Here is a 17052-nt window from a genome sequence, read left to right as displayed (position 1 = left end):
TCTCTCCTTAACCTAACAATTCAGCCAAACGAGCTGCAATTTCGCTTTGCGGCAACGTTTGTTGTTCGCCTGTACGTAAATCTTTAATCGCAGCCTGACCAGAACGGACTTCATCTTCACCCAAGATCAGCGCAATTTTAGCGCCTTGTTTATCTGCACGCCCCAATTGCTTCTTAAAGTTCCCTCCCCCGTGGTTAGTCACCAAGCGCAATTGTGGCAAAACGTCACGTATCTGTTCGGCCAGAATCAACGCTGCCTGCTGACTGCCTTCACCGAAGGAAGCAAGATAAACCTCCGCCACTGATAGCTCCGCCACAAATGCCGGGTTCATTTCCTGCACCAACAGAACCAGACGTTCCACTCCCATAGCAAAACCCACAGCAGGAGTAGAACGCCCCCCCAGTTGCTCAACCAGTCCATCGTACCGGCCACCGGCACAGACAGTCCCCTGAGCCCCCAGAGCCGTTGTCACCCATTCAAATACCGTGCGGTTATAGTAATCCAGACCACGAACCAGACGCTGGTTAATCCGGTATTTGATACCAGCCGCATCAAGAAGCGCACGCAGGCCGTCAAAATGTTCCTTTGATTCGGCATCAAGATAATCAAACAGTTCCGGCGCATCATTAAGAAGTTGCTGAACCTCAGGATTTTTTGAATCCAAAACACGCAATGGATTGCTGTACATACGACGTTTGCAATCTTCGTCCAGCTTATCTTTATGCTGCTCAAGGAAAGCAACCAGCGCTTCGCGGTAACTGGCCCGCGCGGCCAATGAACCAATCGAGTTCAGTTCAAGCGTCACATGTTCAGAAATACCAAGCTCACGCCACCAGCGGGCAGTCAATAAAATAAGTTCAGCATCAATATCAGGCCCCTGAAGACCAAAGACTTCAGCCCCTAACTGGTAGAATTGGCGGTAACGGCCTTTTTGTGGACGCTCATAACGGAACATGGGCCCGAAATACCATACGCGCTGTTCCTGATTGTACAGCAGACCATGTTCAATACCTGCACGCACACAACCTGCGGTATTTTCAGGACGCAGGGTCAAACTTTCACCATTGCGATCATCAAAGGTGTACATTTCCTTTTCGACCACATCAGTCACTTCCCCGATAGCCCGTTTGAATAACGGGGTCTGCTCTACAATCGGTGTGCGGATCTCGCTATAACCATAACCCGCCAACACGCGTTTCAAAGTGCTTTCAATACGCTGCCAAATGGCAGTGTCTGCGGGCAAGTAGTCGTTCATGCCACGAATAGCTTGGATATTTTTTGCCACGTCTTATCTCTGTTAATAATTCAAAAATGATGTTGATTATAGAAGCGAATACGGACGAGCTTCAATTAGCAAACTAAAACAACACTGGCTCATCACAACGATGAACCAGTGTCAGGTATATTATTTATCCAGTTGACTTATGTCGATACGCTTATTTTCATCCAGCATTGATGCCTTAGCGCGGATCTTAGCCTCAAGTTGATCGATCATATCAGTATTGTCGAGGCGCTCTTTCTGCCGCACTCCGTCTTCATAAAAACCACTTTTTGTTCTGGCACCAGTAACACCCAGAGTAGAAACCTCCGCCTCACCCGGCCCGTTAACCACACAACCAATGATTGAAATATCCATCGGGGTGAGTAAATCTTCCAGGCGTTGTTCCAAAGCATTAACGGTGCCAATAACATCAAATTCCTGACGAGAACAGGTTGGACAGGCGATAAAGTTAATACCACGGGAACGAATACGCAGTGATTTCAGAATATCAAAACCCACTTTAACTTCTTCGACAGGATCGGCAGCCAAAGAAATACGCAGGGTATCACCAATACCTTCTGACAGAAGAATACCCAAGCCAATCGCTGATTTTACAGAACCGGCACGAGCGCCACCGGCTTCTGTGATACCAAGATGTAATGGCTGATCAATCTCCCGGGCCAATAAACGGTAAGCGCCAACCGCCAGAAATACATCTGACGCTTTTACGCTGATTTTAAACTGGTCGAAATTAAGTCTTTCAAGAATATTCACATGGCGCATAGCAGATTCCAACAGTGCTTCCGGGGTTGGCTCGCCATATTTTTCCTGAATGTCCTTTTCCAGTGATCCGCCATTCACACCAATACGGATTGGAATATTTTTGTCGCGGGCAGCCGCCACAACCTCACGGATACGCGCTTCATTACCGATATTACCAGGGTTAATGCGCAGACAATCGACCCCATACTCTGCAACTTTAAGCGCGATACGGTAATCAAAATGGATATCGGCAACCAAAGGAACATTAGCCTGCTGCTTAATCAATTTAAACGCTTCTGCCGCGTCCATCGTTGGTATTGATACACGGACAATATCAACCCCAACACGCTCAAGCGATTTAATCTGTTGAACAGTAGCTTCCACATCTGTAGTGCGTGTGTTTGTCATTGACTGCACCGCAATGGGCGCGCCATCCCCGACTGGCACATTCCCTACATAAATACGCGTAGATTTGCGTCTTTTTATCGGCGATTCATTATGCATACTGGTGTTTCTCCCATACTTCCATGTGCTTACTTATAACATGACAACGATGCCGTAACTGCCAAAGGCATTTATTGTGTTCCCGGTACTTTAAGACGCGCAATACGATGCTCTTTAATAAAGCGGCTTAAATCGACAACTTGCCCCCGGAACTGTACATCCACTACAGCAGGGGCACCGATAGTTAATTTATAAGGTAATGAACCGGAGAGACTCAGACTGTCACCTTTCTTTTTAGTTCCGCTAAACAGCATCTTTCCATTCGCATCAGCAACCTGTAACCAACAAGATGCTTTGAAATTCATCACCAGTTTATTACTGTCAGCCACTGCCGTTGAACTATTTTCAGACACATTCGGTGTTTGAGCTGTACCCCGGTTAACGGGTAATGGAACAGTTTGTGGCTGAGTTTCAGGTGGTTCCACCGCCTGATGTTGAGCTGATGCTACAGGCGGAGACGTTTCCCCGCGATTGTTATCAGCATTATTCGCTTTCACCGAATTTTCGGTTGAAGCGGCAGATAATGGCTGCTCACTAGCCTGCAACTGTGTCGCCTGATCGTTACTTTCCGTGGATAAACCCGCTGCCTTGGCTTTCTTCTGGGCAATCTGTACCGCAGACTGATCAGCCATCGAAATCAATTCTTTCTGTTGAGCTATGTGATTTTGCCACCACCATGCTCCCGTCAGACTAATCACTACCAGAATAATTAGCCACGTAATCCACATCAACCAACTTTCACGTTTTTTACGTTTCTTACCCAATGAAAAACTCTGCATTGGTGAAACCTTCGCGGTTTTTGCCGGGGTATGCTTATCCAGAATCGTCAGAATTTCCGCCTCTGGAATTTGTACCAATTTAGCATAAGAACGAACATAACCACGCAGGAAAGTGGGTACCATATTGGCCGGTATATTGTCCTCTTCAATATCACGGATAGTGGAAAGTTTCAGACACAGACGATCAGCCACCGTCTGTTGAGTTAGCCCGTGCTGTTCACGAGCCTGACGCAGGAGCTGACCTGCTGTCAAATGAGCTTGTTCTGGAGTCGTTTCAGTATTCATTAGCAAGAAGACGCGGTACTGTCCAAGTTGTGAAAAACTTCGCGCTGGCTCCTTGCGATAATCCTTACATTATACAATGGCCTGCGCGGCGAAATAGATTTGCTATTTTACTAGCGGCAAATCACTGATAACAAATACGCCTGTCAGCATTATTCCCGGTTAACAGAATTTTGGCTTCTTCATACTGCCCCTGCTCACAGAGAAAAACGCTGTAATAATACAATACCGTATCATTTCCTGGCGCATACTGCATCGCCATTTTGTAACGCTGACGGGCAGCTTCCGGCTGGCCGGAATATTGCTCATACAACGCCATACCTAATTGAGCCTGATAATGGTTTGGCTGTGCCAATAATACCTTATCAAAGTGGTATCTGGCGGCAGGTAAATGACCTTCAGCCAGATAGGCCATTCCCAGTTGAATCCGGGTTTCTGCCGCAACTGTTCGCTGTTTATTTCCGTTTGCCGGTTGATTGGAACATCCTGCCAATAATACGGCAGCAACAATCATTCCCGATAACGATTTCCTTATCATTCCATCCCCACTTAATTAAGGATACGCAATTGTCGCAATAATTTCAGTTACTGCATGACAAAACATAGCAACATTCAGACTGTTCTTACCTGGATAGGTTCACCTGCCTGACGTTTTTTCAGTGTCCGTTTTGTACGATCAATCACATCGCCCGCAAGCTGACCACATGCGGCATCAATATCATCACCACGAGTCTTGCGGACAATAGTTGTGAAACCATATCCCATCAGCACCTTAGAAAAACGGTCGATCCGGCTGTTGGAACTGCGGCCATATGGCGCGCCCGGAAACGGATTCCACGGGATCAGATTAATCTTACTGGGTGTGTCTTTCAGACATTCAGCCAATTGATGCGCCTGTTCTACACTATCGTTAATATGATCAAGCATGACATATTCCACTGTCACACGCCCCTGGTTCGCATTCGATTTCGTCAAATAACGGCGCACTCCCGCAAGAAACTGCTCAATATTATATTTGCGGTTGATAGGAACGATATCATCACGCACATCATCTGTCGGTGCATGCAGGGAAATAGCCAAAGCGACATCAATCATATCGCCAAGTTTATCCAGCGCAGGCACCACACCGGATGTGGATAGCGTCACACGGCGCTTAGACAAGCCGAAACCAAAATCATCCATCATGATTTCCATCGCAGGAACCACGTTATTCAGGTTGAGCAGAGGTTCACCCATTCCCATCATAACCACGTTGGTAATCGGGCGGCGACCACTGGATTTCAGTGAGCCAATTATTTTCGCCGCACGCCAAACCTGACCAATAATTTCAGAAACCCGCAAATTACGATTAAACCCTTGTTGAGCGGTAGAACAGAATTTACATTCCAGTGCACAACCTACCTGAGAAGAGACACACAACGTAGCCCGATCATCTTCCGGAATATAAACCGTTTCAACTTGCTGATCGCCAACAGTGATAGCCCATTTAATCGTGCCATCGGCTGAACGTTGTTCCTCTGCTACCTCGGGCGCACAGATCTCAGCAACTTGCTGCAATTTCGCCCGCAGGGTTTTGTTAATATCCGTCATCTGCTCAAAATTGTCATAGCAGTAATGATACATCCATTTCATCACCTGATCGGCACGGAAGGGTTTTTCCCCCATATCGGTGAAGAACTGGCGCATTTGTTTGCGATTCAGATCAAGCAGGTTAATTTTCCCGCCTTTTTTTTCTGGAGTTTCAGACACGACAGAAGCAGCAAATTGTGCCGCAGTATTTGATTGGGACATTTTTTTATATCGCCTCGTTGTTACACTTTCGGCTCTGCGTTGATGAATTCAACGCACGAAGTTTCAATTCGGGTATCACTATCAGTTTAGCCTAGTGACAAATAATAAGCGCCCCGCTGAGTTAACAACGGGGCGCGGCATTGTACAAACTTTAATGCAATGATGCTACGGGTAACGACAAATCAATTACGTGGGCAAATTTCATCTTCTGTGAAGAAATACGCAATTTCACGGTTTGCAGATTCAACAGCATCAGAACCGTGAACCGCGTTTTCAGTAAAACTGTCTGCGTAATCAGCACGCAGAGTACCTGCTAATGCGTTATCAGGATTGGTTGCACCCATCAAGTCTCGGTGACGTTGTACTGCATTCTCGCCTTCCAATACCTGAACTACGATTGGACCAGAAGTCATAAATTCCACCAGACCATCAAAGAAAGGACGGCCTTTGTGCTCTGCATAGAAACCTTCAGCCTGTTCACGGGTCAGGTGAAGCATTTTGGCGGCAATAATGTTAAACCCAGCGCTTTCAAAACGGGCATAAATAGACCCGATAGCATTCTTCTTCACTGCATTAGGTTTAATAATCGAAAAAGTACGTTCAACCGTCATGGATAACCTCTTGGTTCTTTTTTAAGCAACTGATAATTTTAATTTTTTATCCCGATAAGTTAACCGGCTAATACTTATCCCGCAACCCTAGCGGGGATAAAAGAGGCGTTGATTATAGGGACCCGAATGGCAGTTGCCTACAGAAAAAATAACATTCTATTAAATTTTTCTTAGCGAAAATCACCATTTTTTCGTACAAATCACACTTTTACCTGAATCGTTTACTTCAAGGTAAAATTAACAGAATCAACCTGTCCCCCCAAATCCAAAACACTAAGCTGATATTTCCCCGGTTGAGTCAATGTCTGTACAAGCCCTTGATTATTTTCTGTGGTCATCATCTGTTCTCCATTGAGAAACCACCATTGTTGCCCACCACTACCGCCTTGCGTTGTAATACGCAAATCAAGGCTGCCAAGACCGGGAAGCCGTTTCAATACATCTCCGTTATGAATGCCGACGATCAACAGCGGAGCTTCATCTGATTTCAGCGGTGGACACTGAGGGTTAACCGATGGCAAACGCTGCACCCGCCGTTCTTCCGCCGGTAACCATGATTCCAGGCTAATCGGCCATAAAGCGATATTTTTTGGTTGAGCATCAGGGCAATCAGGCGCAACACGCAAACCCTGTTTATCCAGCCATACCTGTTCATTGATGCCAGAAATACCTTCTTGCCCCACAGAAGGCAACGTAGGCGGAATGGTGTTATCCAGAATCCAACTCAGACGACGCTGGCGACAATTACTGTCTCCCTTTGGCAGACTCTGACCTCCCGGCCAACAAATGATTGCCTGACTCACATTTGCCGGACGTGGATCAGAGGGGATCCGTTGAGCGCCATTTCGCATATTTGCCAGCAACAGGTTATTAACCTGATTCATTATCGGAACCGCCGTGGCATAACCGAACTGCCCGGTAACCGGCGTTCCGTCCGGCCTGCCAACCCAGACACCGATGGTATAGCGGGCATTTAAGCCAATAGCCCAGGCATCGCGGTAGCCATAGCTGGTACCCGTTTTCCAGGCCAGTGGTACTTGTGCCGGCAATATATCATCAGGTTGCGGGAGACCTTCTCCAGCCATAATCCGTCTGACTATCCACGCAGCGCCCGGGGAAAACAGTTGCCTGTCACGCAATTTCTGCTGCGGTGTAAATCTCAGGGGGGAAACCTTCCCCTGACGGGCAAACGCGGAGTAAGCCGCCACCAACTGATCCATCCGGGTTGCCGTTCCACCAAGAATCAATGATAAATTAGGCTCACTGCCGGGAGGAAAACGCAATACTGTTCCCACATTACGCAGATTGGCGGTAAACCGCTTGGCACCATAGACTTCGAGTAGTTGCACCGCAGGTAAATTCAAGGAACGAACCAATGCTTCACTGACACTGACCGGCCCATTAAAGCCACTGTCAAAATTTCCCGGACGGTAATAATCAAAACGGCGAGGCACATCCTGTAACAGTGATTCCCCATGAATCAACCCATCATCTAATGCCATTGCGTACAAAAAAGGCTTCAACGTTGATCCTGGCGAACGCCACGAATTTATCATGTCCACATGACCAAAACGGCTGTCATCCCGAAAATCCAGCGAGCCGATATAGGCTTTCACCGCCATATCAGTATGATCAACCACCAACACCCCAACAGAGGTTTTTTCCGGTAACTGATACTTCCAATTCACCGCCATATCCTCAAGCTGGCGCTGTAATCCTGCATCAATGGTTGTTTTGATGATTTCCTGACGGTGACCTTTAGCCATTCGTCTGGCAAGAAGCGGGGCAAGTTGTGGCACTTGCCGGGGAGCCAGCCATAACATCTCTTGCCGAATATCAGCCACTTTGTCTTCCGGCCAGATTTTATACTTCGCCAACCGTTGCATAACCTTGTCACGGGCAGCTTGTGCCCGTTCAGGGTAACGGTCCGGCCTTAAACGGCTAGGGGCCTGTGGCAAAATAGCCAGCAAAGCCGCTTCGCCCGCAGAGAGTTCTGATGGCGGTTTGCCCAGATAAGCCCAACTCGCCGCTCCGACGCCTTGTAATGTGCCACCAAACGGTGCACGGTTGAGATACATTTCGAGAATTTCATCTTTGGAATAGTGCCATTCAAGCTGTAAAGTGCGCCAAATCTGTTTCAACTTACCGCCCAAAGTACGTGAATGCGGATCAATCAACCGGGCCACCTGCATTGAAAGCGTACTGCCACCAGATAAAATTTTACCGGCCCGAATGTCCTGCCATGCAGCCCTGACAAGAGAAAGCGGGTTAACCCCCGGATGCTTATAGAACCAGCGATCTTCATACGTCAGCAATGCCTGAATATATTCCGGTGACACTTGATCCAACCTCACCGGGTAGCGCCAAATTCCCTCATCATCGGCAAAACGCCAAAGCGGAGTCCCATCTTCACCTACGACAATACGCGCCATTTTGACTTCACGCAGTGGCAGAGGCCAAATTTTATCTGCCAGCCATAAACCAGCCGGGATCAGAAACAGCACAATCAGCCAAATAAGGTGATGCGTTTTTTTCATGCAAGAATACCTGACGAGCAATCATCCCTTACGCCTGAGCATAAGGGCTGACTAGGTTTAGCGGACAACTTCCAGTTTTTCAGGTGCAGAGCCTACCGCACGCCAGTAAGGCACATACATAGATTCAACCTGAGGTGCGGGAATAGCGTAGACACCCGGCGTCACTGCACGGGCCAGATAGAGCAATGTCACTGGCTGATTGGAATCAACCGCGACTGCGGCCACATACCGGTCATCACGATATTCAGTATGACGAATAGTCGCCTGTTGCATATCACCAATCAGCTCTTGGAGATTCGCGGCACTGTCACTCAAACTGGCACTGCTGTTAGCCAGATTCTGATTTTCCACTTCCAGACCGGCAGGCAGTAAATCAACAATCAGCGCATCCGGTACTGATTTATCTGAGCTGACCACCAGCTTCACGACCACCATTTCGCCACTTTTTAGACGGTCAATAGAAACGGGATGACCCTGCATATCCAGATAGCTACGCTGAATGTTCAGCACATTTGAGTAGGATTTTGGTGAATGCAGCGGGTAACCCACCACATTCAGGCGAGAATAGAGAGTGCTATCGCCACGGTTGCTGATATCAACACCTTGCAGAATCTGTTCCGCATTCATCAATTGATTCAATGACTTGTCACGACTCAACGGTGGAACCTGCTGATTAACCCCCGCTTCCCACGGCTGTTCTGAGGTATCTATAAAGAAACGCCCGGCCAAATAGAGTGAATTACTCTCCTGAGTTGAGAAATAGTTACGGGATGTCAACTCATCAGACAAAGCCAGTAATTTCTCATCACGATCTTTTGGCAACATATTGTTTTCAGTCAATAGCGCGACAATCAATGCATTGTCTCGAATGGAACTGCCATAATCCCCCAATCCGACATCATTATTACGGTTTTTATTGATCCCCAAGCGGACAGCTTCATCCGCTCTGGTGTTATCACCCATCAGCTTCAGTGCAACCCCTAGTTGTACCAGCGACAAACCATTTCCAGCCTGAGTACGACGCTCATAAATTTGTCTTAAAGCCCCCAACGACGCTTTCTGCTGGATGGCAAGCACCAGACCGGCATAAGCCTGAGTCGAGAACCGCATGGCTTCCTGATTCTGGCTGTAGCGATAGTTAATAACATTCTTATCCTGTAAATAACGCAGCAAACGGGTATTGGCAGAATTCAGCACTTCCTTGGGTACGCTATAACCTCGCTGGCTCGCACGGAACAAAAAATCTGTAGCATAAGCCGTCAGCCAATATTCTTCATCACCGGTTCGGTCCCACAAGGCAAAACTCCCGTCATGACGCTGCATACTGAGCAAGTGAATAATACCCTCATCAATACTGGCCCGGCGTTTGCTATCACTGTCGGTTTTGATACCCAGTTTTTTCAGCTCCGCTTCATTTGAATAAAGCGACGGATAAAGTCCGCTGATAGTCTGCTCAAGGCAGCCATACGGATAGGCGTACAGTTCACGGATATAGCGTGAAATCTGTAACGGCGGACGACTGGTCAGTAACAACTGGCCTTCGAGCGTTGCTGGCGCTAAACCCGATATGGCATCTAACGGCAACTGCCAATTTTCTCCTTGACGGATAACCTCAGCAAACAGCCTGGTTTCCGCTGGCTGTGCCGGACGCACACCAATCTTCCAGCTATTTTGATACTGTTTCAGAACTTCACCCGGCAAATTCAGGCCATTAATCGTCAGGGAAACTTCTCCCTGACCAAAGCCATGGTCAGCCATGACAGGAATTTCCACTGTTGTACGTTTACCTTTTTCCAAGGTTATTGCCTTGCTGGCCGCATCCTCTAATTTAATTAGCCCATTAGCCGTAAAGTTTAAGGTCAAGTTTTGCGTCTGTTCGGTTAAATTGGTCAGATCCAACGATAACAATGAATGATCACCCCCCGCCATAAAGCGAGGTAACGCCATCTGTGTAATCACCGGTGCGGCAATGACAATTTTACTTTCACCATGACCAAACTCATCTTCACTCCACGCCTGAGCCATCAGCCTCAGTTCACCATTGAAATCAGGAATCGGCAGAACAATCTCCCCTTCCCCATTTTCATTTAATGTCACCGGCTGTGCCTGTTCAGCAATAATCTGCACTTCAGTTAATGGTTTTCTACCACCACGGGCAGGGGCATCTTCATCACCAGAACCACCAAAACGCAGATTTGCCAGACGACCTTCACCTTCAATCAACTGACCATACACATCATATTGATCGACGCTATAGCGTTTACGGCCAAAGAAAGCCTCATAGGGATCCGGGGTTTTGAAGTTAGTGACATTGAGTACTCCAGTATCTACCGCAGAAAGCAGCACATTAACCTGTCTAGGCAATTTCTGCCCTTGCTGTGGTGTAACCTTGACGTTAACTGTCAGGTTTTGATTCGGACGCATTTTTTCCGGCGCGGATAACGTCAGATCCAGTTTACGGTTTTCATCCGCCAACGGCAGATGTAACACACCAATTGCACGTTTGGGTGTTGCCTGGCGGGATTTATCACCGGGACGAATAACCACCGCCGTCAGATAAAGGTCATGACGGCACCACTCTTTATTAACCGGAACCTCCACATCCAGACCTTGTTCTGGTACATCAATCTCCTGCCACCAAAGCGGCCCTTCACTGGACTCCACCAACAGATAACCCTTACCTGCCTGTGGTGCGGCCATATGCAGTTTTACTTTCTCACCCACCCGATAAGCCGGTTTATCCAGAGACAATTTTACCTGATCAGGACGAACGGCACCGGTACCACCGGTATTATCCTGCCATGAATAACCTGCCCAGAAATTAACACTGCTAACCAATTGATTCTCTGGATTGATAACCTCAATACGATACGATCCCCAATCAACCGGGAAACTGACTTTTGCGGTACCATCCTGCGCAATCTGGATATGTTCATCCGCCATCACCAAATCTTTCTGGTCATAGCCTGACTGCCAGCCTTCACCATCCGACCAACGCCAATAGTAATCATGGCGTTCATAAACCAAACGGACGGTTAGATCTTTAGCGGCATATTTTTTGCCATTGGCATCTGCATAAACCAGCTCAAATTCAGCCAATGAATTTTCATCCACATTGTAGCGGCTTTGGTCACGACCAGTACGATAGTCATAAACCGTTTTCTGATTAAACAGCGGACGAATACCAACCAGTTTTTCTGCCGGCCAAACCGCCTGTTCAACCCGACGTGTCACCGGGCGGCCGCCAGATTCAAGCAGACTGGCCTGAACAATCACTTTTACCGGCGAAGAAACTGAATTCCAGTTGTCTGCGCTGACATTCAATGCGGCTTCACCGCTACTGTTCAAAGTCAAATCAAATTCGTCCAATGTACGACTGAGATTTTCTTCAGTGGCAGCACCAAACTCATAACCCGGCAATTTTGCTACCGCATCACGGTTTGGACGCAGGAATAACTGCCCCTGCAGACGATTATCCGCAGCGGGAGCACCATACAGGTAACGGCCTTTGATGTCGAAATCGACACTGTGGTTTTTCATCACCGGTTGCGTTTCACTGCTAATTTCCAGCGCCATCCGCTCCGGCATAAAATCTTCTACATTGAACTTGTAATAACGGGGTTTGTTATCGCCCAGATCAAAACGTAGCGACCAGAGTCCGGTAGCCGCTGACTGAGGAATAGTGTAGCGATACTGATACAACCCATTTTCAGGTTGCCAGACAAAACTACGGACAACCTGACCATCTGTTTTTAATACATCAACTTTAACCGGCTGGCTTTTAATTGCCCGACCGTCACCATCACGCAATAGCCCATTCACAATCAGCGTCTCACCGGGGCGATAGAGATCACGAGGCCCGAAAACAAAAAACAGTTTGCTGTATCCTTGTGGACCCGCGATATCAAACTCAGACAGATCCAGCGCCGGTGATACCAAATCAATCATACTGGTTTGGTTATGACGGGTAGCGAGCAATAATTTAGCTTTCGCATTTTTCTCCAGGCTCGCGTGTCCATCAGCGTCTGTCGTTGTTTTTGACAATAACTGCCCCTTCTCATCCAACAGACGAACTTCCACCCCTTTCAGGCTGTTGCCTTGTTCCAGCGATTGGGTAAACACATCCATTTTATCCAAATAGCTGTGCATAGAAACCCCAATGTCGCTTAACGTGAACATTGTCGCCGGATTAGTAGAGACGTATTTACCCGCCTGTTGCATCACCGCCATATAAACACCGTCTTGCTGCAATACTTTAATGTTATTTAATGGCAACAATAATTTTTCGCGAGTATTTAACGTTGGATTAAGATCAAAACGACCGGTATAAACCAATTCCGCATCTTTAAGAATATCTTCAGACTCCCAGGAGTTCAGATTATTGCGATATTGCCACTGTGCGATAAAAGAGGGTAATGCCGTCTCTTTTATCCGGAAAAAGTTAACATCAATACTATTCACATTAAGTGCTAACACTGGCAAACCTTCAGCTACTTTACTTGGCAACAAAGAGCCCTTGCTGGCAAAACCAACAGACGGAGAAATCGTCTCGGTTGTCAGGGTTTTCTCATACGCCGTTTCAAGCTGACGCTCATTGATGCCTTTAACGCCTTTATCTACGGTCAGTTGCAGTTTACGGGATGGCGGCAGATGGCGCAGGCGAAGCGCCATCATGTTATCTGACAGTTCCCACGCACCATCAAGCTTGCCCTGTTTTACATCCACCAAACGGACATTTTGAGCAAAATTCTGATTCGGATCTAAGGGAACAGAAAATGTCACCACCATCGCGCTGGCACCATCAAGCTGCACTTCCGAGGCATCCAAAATTGTCACCTCTTTACCGGCATAACGTTTTGCCAGTTCGGCCAGTGATGCCGCATCTTTCTGTTTTACTGATTTTGTTGGAATATTTGACTGTTGAGGTGCTTTTTCGCTTTGAATTTCTGTGGACTGCGATTGAGCTGCTTTATTATTATCAGTGCTGTCAGACTGGTCACAACCAGCAAGCATCAGCAAAAACGCTAACATCACTGCAAAATAACGCTTTTTTCTTTCCGGCCACCGCCAGAATTGACTTTGATCCATGACTATAACCCCTGCCTTATCCCAACCAATCGGTGATAGGATTTAATAAATAGTTTTATAAATCAATATATTAAATTTAAATCAAGAAAATATGAGCAACTGAGTACCACCTCTACTCTAATACTAGTAAGACAACGTACAGACATTAAGTTTATATAATAACGCCTTATTTTGACGAATTAAATATCATAAAAATGATAAATAAATCTAAATTCATTGATTCAATCTCTGATTAAGAACTCTATATATCTTATTAAAACTTGCATACTGTTTTGCCAAGTTATTAGATATAATCCATTATTAAATTATCCTCTCCGATAATTTACGAAAAATATAACAACCTAAAACAGACGATTAAGATAAGTTGAATAAAGAAAAAATGGGAGTTATCGTACCGGATATAAATATCATTATTAGATTAAACACATCCAGCTTAAATATTATATTAGTTTTCTAACAAAGTACACAAATGGAAATTTAAACAAAATAATATCGATAACTTACTCATAATCCATTACTATTATTTATATAATTTACGGATTAATAACCTCAAGAATTAAAACAGCAAGAAACATTAAAATCATTATGATAATACAATTTCACCCAACATATAACAAACTATTTTTCCATATTAATCATTACATTCACAATAATACCAAGAAATAACTCATTCCAATCAATAAGTTATTCATAACATTAAATAAAAAATAAGAAATTAAATGCAAGCGCCATTGCTAGCAACAATATAAAAACATTTAGAAAAATCATCAGAAAATAATCCAAACATAACTCCAGACAACATAAAATATATAAAAATACGTTTACAACATAAAACGTAAAATACATTGACATATGATGCCACTTTCTTACTAAAAGTGGCAATAATTACTCACGTTAAACTCCCATTATTTAAATTATTTTTATAAAATATAAATAAGATCCTCTATAATAAAAAAATGCAATAGAAAATACAAATAAACTCTGTAATAAAAATATTAACCAATCGTTACTATAAACCTAATGAAAATCCATTTTCTGCATACCTTTCACCACATTACTCTACTAATAACACCTGTCCTGTTTTCAGTTGCTTAACATTTGGCAACCAAAGCCTTCCCCAGCTACCAGTACAATGACATCCATAGACTTCTTTTATATTTTCTTTTAAAAAAAATTCTCTTATCTTCAATAACTCTGTCGGTAATGCTCTCTTCAAATGCAACCCACCTATTACTGCGCATACTTTATCCACGCCTGTAATCATTTTAGCGTGATTAATTATTTCACAAATACCCGAATGACCACAGCCAATGATAATTACAAGCCCATTATCACTCTTCCAAATTAGTGCACTGTCATCAAGTATATAATCATTAGCCCAGGAACTTCTTCTGACTAAGCCACAGGATTTCCGATGTTCACTTGCTATTTCACCTGAAAAAACAAATCGTTCACTTATTTTCATATGCGATTTTGTTAAACGAAAAAAGACTTTCTTTTTAATTCTTTTATTAATTTTACCCGATGTTTTTTTAAATTTTAAGGCAATATTTTTAAACATAACACCATAATACTTCTCATTTAATGCATCGGGGTGACATATTAATTTAGCGTTATGGGGGAAATAATTAACACCACCTATATGGTCTGAATGGCCATGAGAGATAACAATCCTGGATATATCATCAACAGATATTCCCATCCTGTTCGCATTCTCAAGATAGCTGCCATCTGGACCAGTATCAAAAATTATCTTCTCTTCACCATCCTCAAGTAAAAGACTCAAACCAGGTTTAGCTATCAAATATGAGTCAGATGTTTTATTTTCAAGGAGCACAGTTATTTTTAATGACATGGCATATCCATTAGTTTTGTTGAAGTAATGTATCTATTAAACGATACGGGTAACAATAGCATTGATGCACATCAATAAAATAATGAAAAGCCATTATATCGTCACATTCTTATAAGCAGATCACAAATTATCTCCGCTCCGCCACAAGTTAATTTTTCAACATGAAATGATTATCTCCCCTTCATATTTATTGTCTTGCAATATTAACATACAATTATTATATCTTGCTGTACAACATATAGTTACAGATAAAAAACAAGTATACTATTTAGCAAATAAAATCCAGCAGAAAATTATTCAATATATTTTAGTGAAAGAAATAAATCTACTATTCATCAATGGAAACAAACCTTCCCACATTAATTAAGAATATAAAAATACAATATCTAAACCTTCTATAAACTCATTAGATTTAAATATCGTTTTAAATTCGATCACCAATTGAACAACTCATTCTTATCTGTACTATAGAGTAAAAATATAAGGCATTTATCAGATATAACATTGAGAATTATTATTAAAAATAATTTTAAAATATAATTATATTGATTATCGTTACACGAAACCATTAATTAAACACGCCAATTTCCATTCATCCATTATTGAATTAATATTAATATATTTGTTACAATAACAATACATTATCTTTCTGCGGACAAGTAAGAGATTCTATTTAAACCAAAGGTAAATTATGAAAATATTTATATCTATCTTGTAGATAAACTTCAATCAAGAAAGTAATATCATACATAAGAGCTAAAAGCTCCCTCAACTGGCTATATAAATATGACTAACACTTATAAATAGTTACATTTAAATATCATTATATTTGAAGCAAGATTTGTGATAAGAAATACGTACATAGTGAACCTTTTACTGATAGTATTTTTAGGCTACACATGACCGTGGAGAAGATGCATGAAAAATACAACCACAACAGTAGTTGGGCTTGCATTAGTTCCAATGCTTATATCAACGCAAGCTCAGGCATTTCAAACATCAGCGCCATTAGCTCGAATGATAGAGGAATGGGGTTCAACAGGTGGCGCACGGACGTTTCCCAAAAAATCCGTGGCAGCGCTGGATGCCAGCATTCGTGAGCATCTTTATGCCTTAACTCACCAGTGCGAAGAACTTGACAAAGCCATAGCTGAAACTCTTAACAAGATTAACTGTGGTGAAGATGTTGTTCTTTCTCATTCGCTTATTTCAAACTCGAACTCTACGATATCTACAATTAAAGAAAGCATTCAATTTGCCGATGAGCTGTTCGAGGATATTTTATGTAACATCCCATCACGTTCTCAGGCAACGATCAAAAGGCTTAAACATGACACTATCTCAGGTTTGCAGGAGGTTATTAAGACTATGAGTAATATAGTGCATATCCAAGAAAAAATTAAAGATCGTGAAATGATGGCAATCGTTGTCATCGACAAAAATCGTGTTGAAATGGTTTTAGCTTCAGAACGAATACAAGCTCCAAGAAGTATGTCCCGCGAAGAAAAACGTAAATTTATTTTGCAACATGCATCTTAGATGCCTATCCCAGTAGTCGTAATTATTGTAGACCGTTCTTGCG

The 17052-nt window shown here is 43.9% G+C and carries 10 protein-coding genes; 1 reads left to right on the top strand and 9 read right to left on the bottom strand.

What is annotated here, in order from left to right; genetic code table 11:
* Nucleotides 1-7: 7 nt before the first annotated feature.
* From hisS to PTE_RS03205, 9 genes are all read right to left on the bottom strand, one after another.
* Nucleotides 8-1285, bottom strand: a complete 1278-nt coding sequence (gene hisS / locus PTE_RS03245) for a histidine--tRNA ligase (RefSeq protein WP_036843160.1) — start codon at nt 1283-1285, stop codon at nt 8-10.
* 120 nt (nt 1286-1405) lie between these two features.
* Nucleotides 1406-2527 carry a flavodoxin-dependent (E)-4-hydroxy-3-methylbut-2-enyl-diphosphate synthase gene (gene ispG, locus PTE_RS03240; RefSeq protein ID WP_036843157.1) on the bottom strand — a complete coding sequence of 374 codons (1122 nt, stop codon included), beginning with the start codon at nt 2525-2527 and terminating at the stop codon, nt 1406-1408.
* Between the two features lie 71 nt (nt 2528-2598).
* Nucleotides 2599-3591 carry a cytoskeleton protein RodZ gene (gene rodZ, locus PTE_RS03235; protein WP_036843156.1) on the bottom strand — a complete coding sequence of 331 codons (993 nt, stop codon included), beginning with the start codon at nt 3589-3591 and terminating at the stop codon, nt 2599-2601.
* Between the two features lie 121 nt (nt 3592-3712).
* Nucleotides 3713-4126: a tetratricopeptide repeat protein gene (locus tag PTE_RS03230; protein WP_036843155.1), complete on the bottom strand. Its 414-nt coding sequence runs from the start codon at nt 4124-4126 to the stop codon at nt 3713-3715.
* Nucleotides 4127-4200: 74 nt separating this feature from the next.
* Entirely contained in the window at nt 4201-5379 is a 1179-nt protein-coding gene (gene rlmN, locus PTE_RS03225) for a dual-specificity RNA methyltransferase RlmN (RefSeq protein ID WP_036843154.1), read from the bottom strand.
* Between the two features lie 182 nt (nt 5380-5561).
* The gene (gene ndk / locus PTE_RS03220) at nt 5562-5990 is read right to left on the bottom strand and encodes a nucleoside-diphosphate kinase (protein WP_036843153.1); all 429 of its coding nucleotides are present in this window, start codon (nt 5988-5990) and stop codon (nt 5562-5564) included.
* Between the two features lie 221 nt (nt 5991-6211).
* A complete protein-coding gene (gene pbpC, locus PTE_RS03215) occupies nt 6212-8527 on the bottom strand; it encodes a peptidoglycan glycosyltransferase PbpC (protein ID WP_036843152.1) in 2316 nt (771 codons plus the stop codon).
* 57 nt (nt 8528-8584) lie between these two features.
* Complete coding sequence (locus PTE_RS03210; RefSeq protein WP_036843150.1) at nt 8585-13615, bottom strand: alpha-2-macroglobulin family protein; 5031 nt, start codon at nt 13613-13615, stop codon at nt 8585-8587.
* Nucleotides 13616-14669: 1054 nt separating this feature from the next.
* A complete protein-coding gene (locus PTE_RS03205) occupies nt 14670-15470 on the bottom strand; it encodes an MBL fold metallo-hydrolase (RefSeq protein WP_036843148.1) in 801 nt (266 codons plus the stop codon).
* Between the two features lie 918 nt (nt 15471-16388).
* On the opposite strand from PTE_RS03205, the gene PTE_RS03200 reads away from it, so the two are divergent.
* Nucleotides 16389-17009, top strand: a complete 621-nt coding sequence (locus PTE_RS03200; protein WP_036843147.1) for a hypothetical protein — start codon at nt 16389-16391, stop codon at nt 17007-17009.
* The last annotated feature ends 43 nt before the right edge of the window (nt 17010-17052 follow it).

Source organism: Photorhabdus khanii NC19 (assembly GCF_000517265.1).
In the GTDB taxonomy this organism is placed as follows: domain Bacteria; phylum Pseudomonadota; class Gammaproteobacteria; order Enterobacterales; family Enterobacteriaceae; genus Photorhabdus; species Photorhabdus khanii.
Note: the sequence above shows the minus strand (reverse complement) of the source record. Positions and strands in the feature narration are given on the sequence as shown.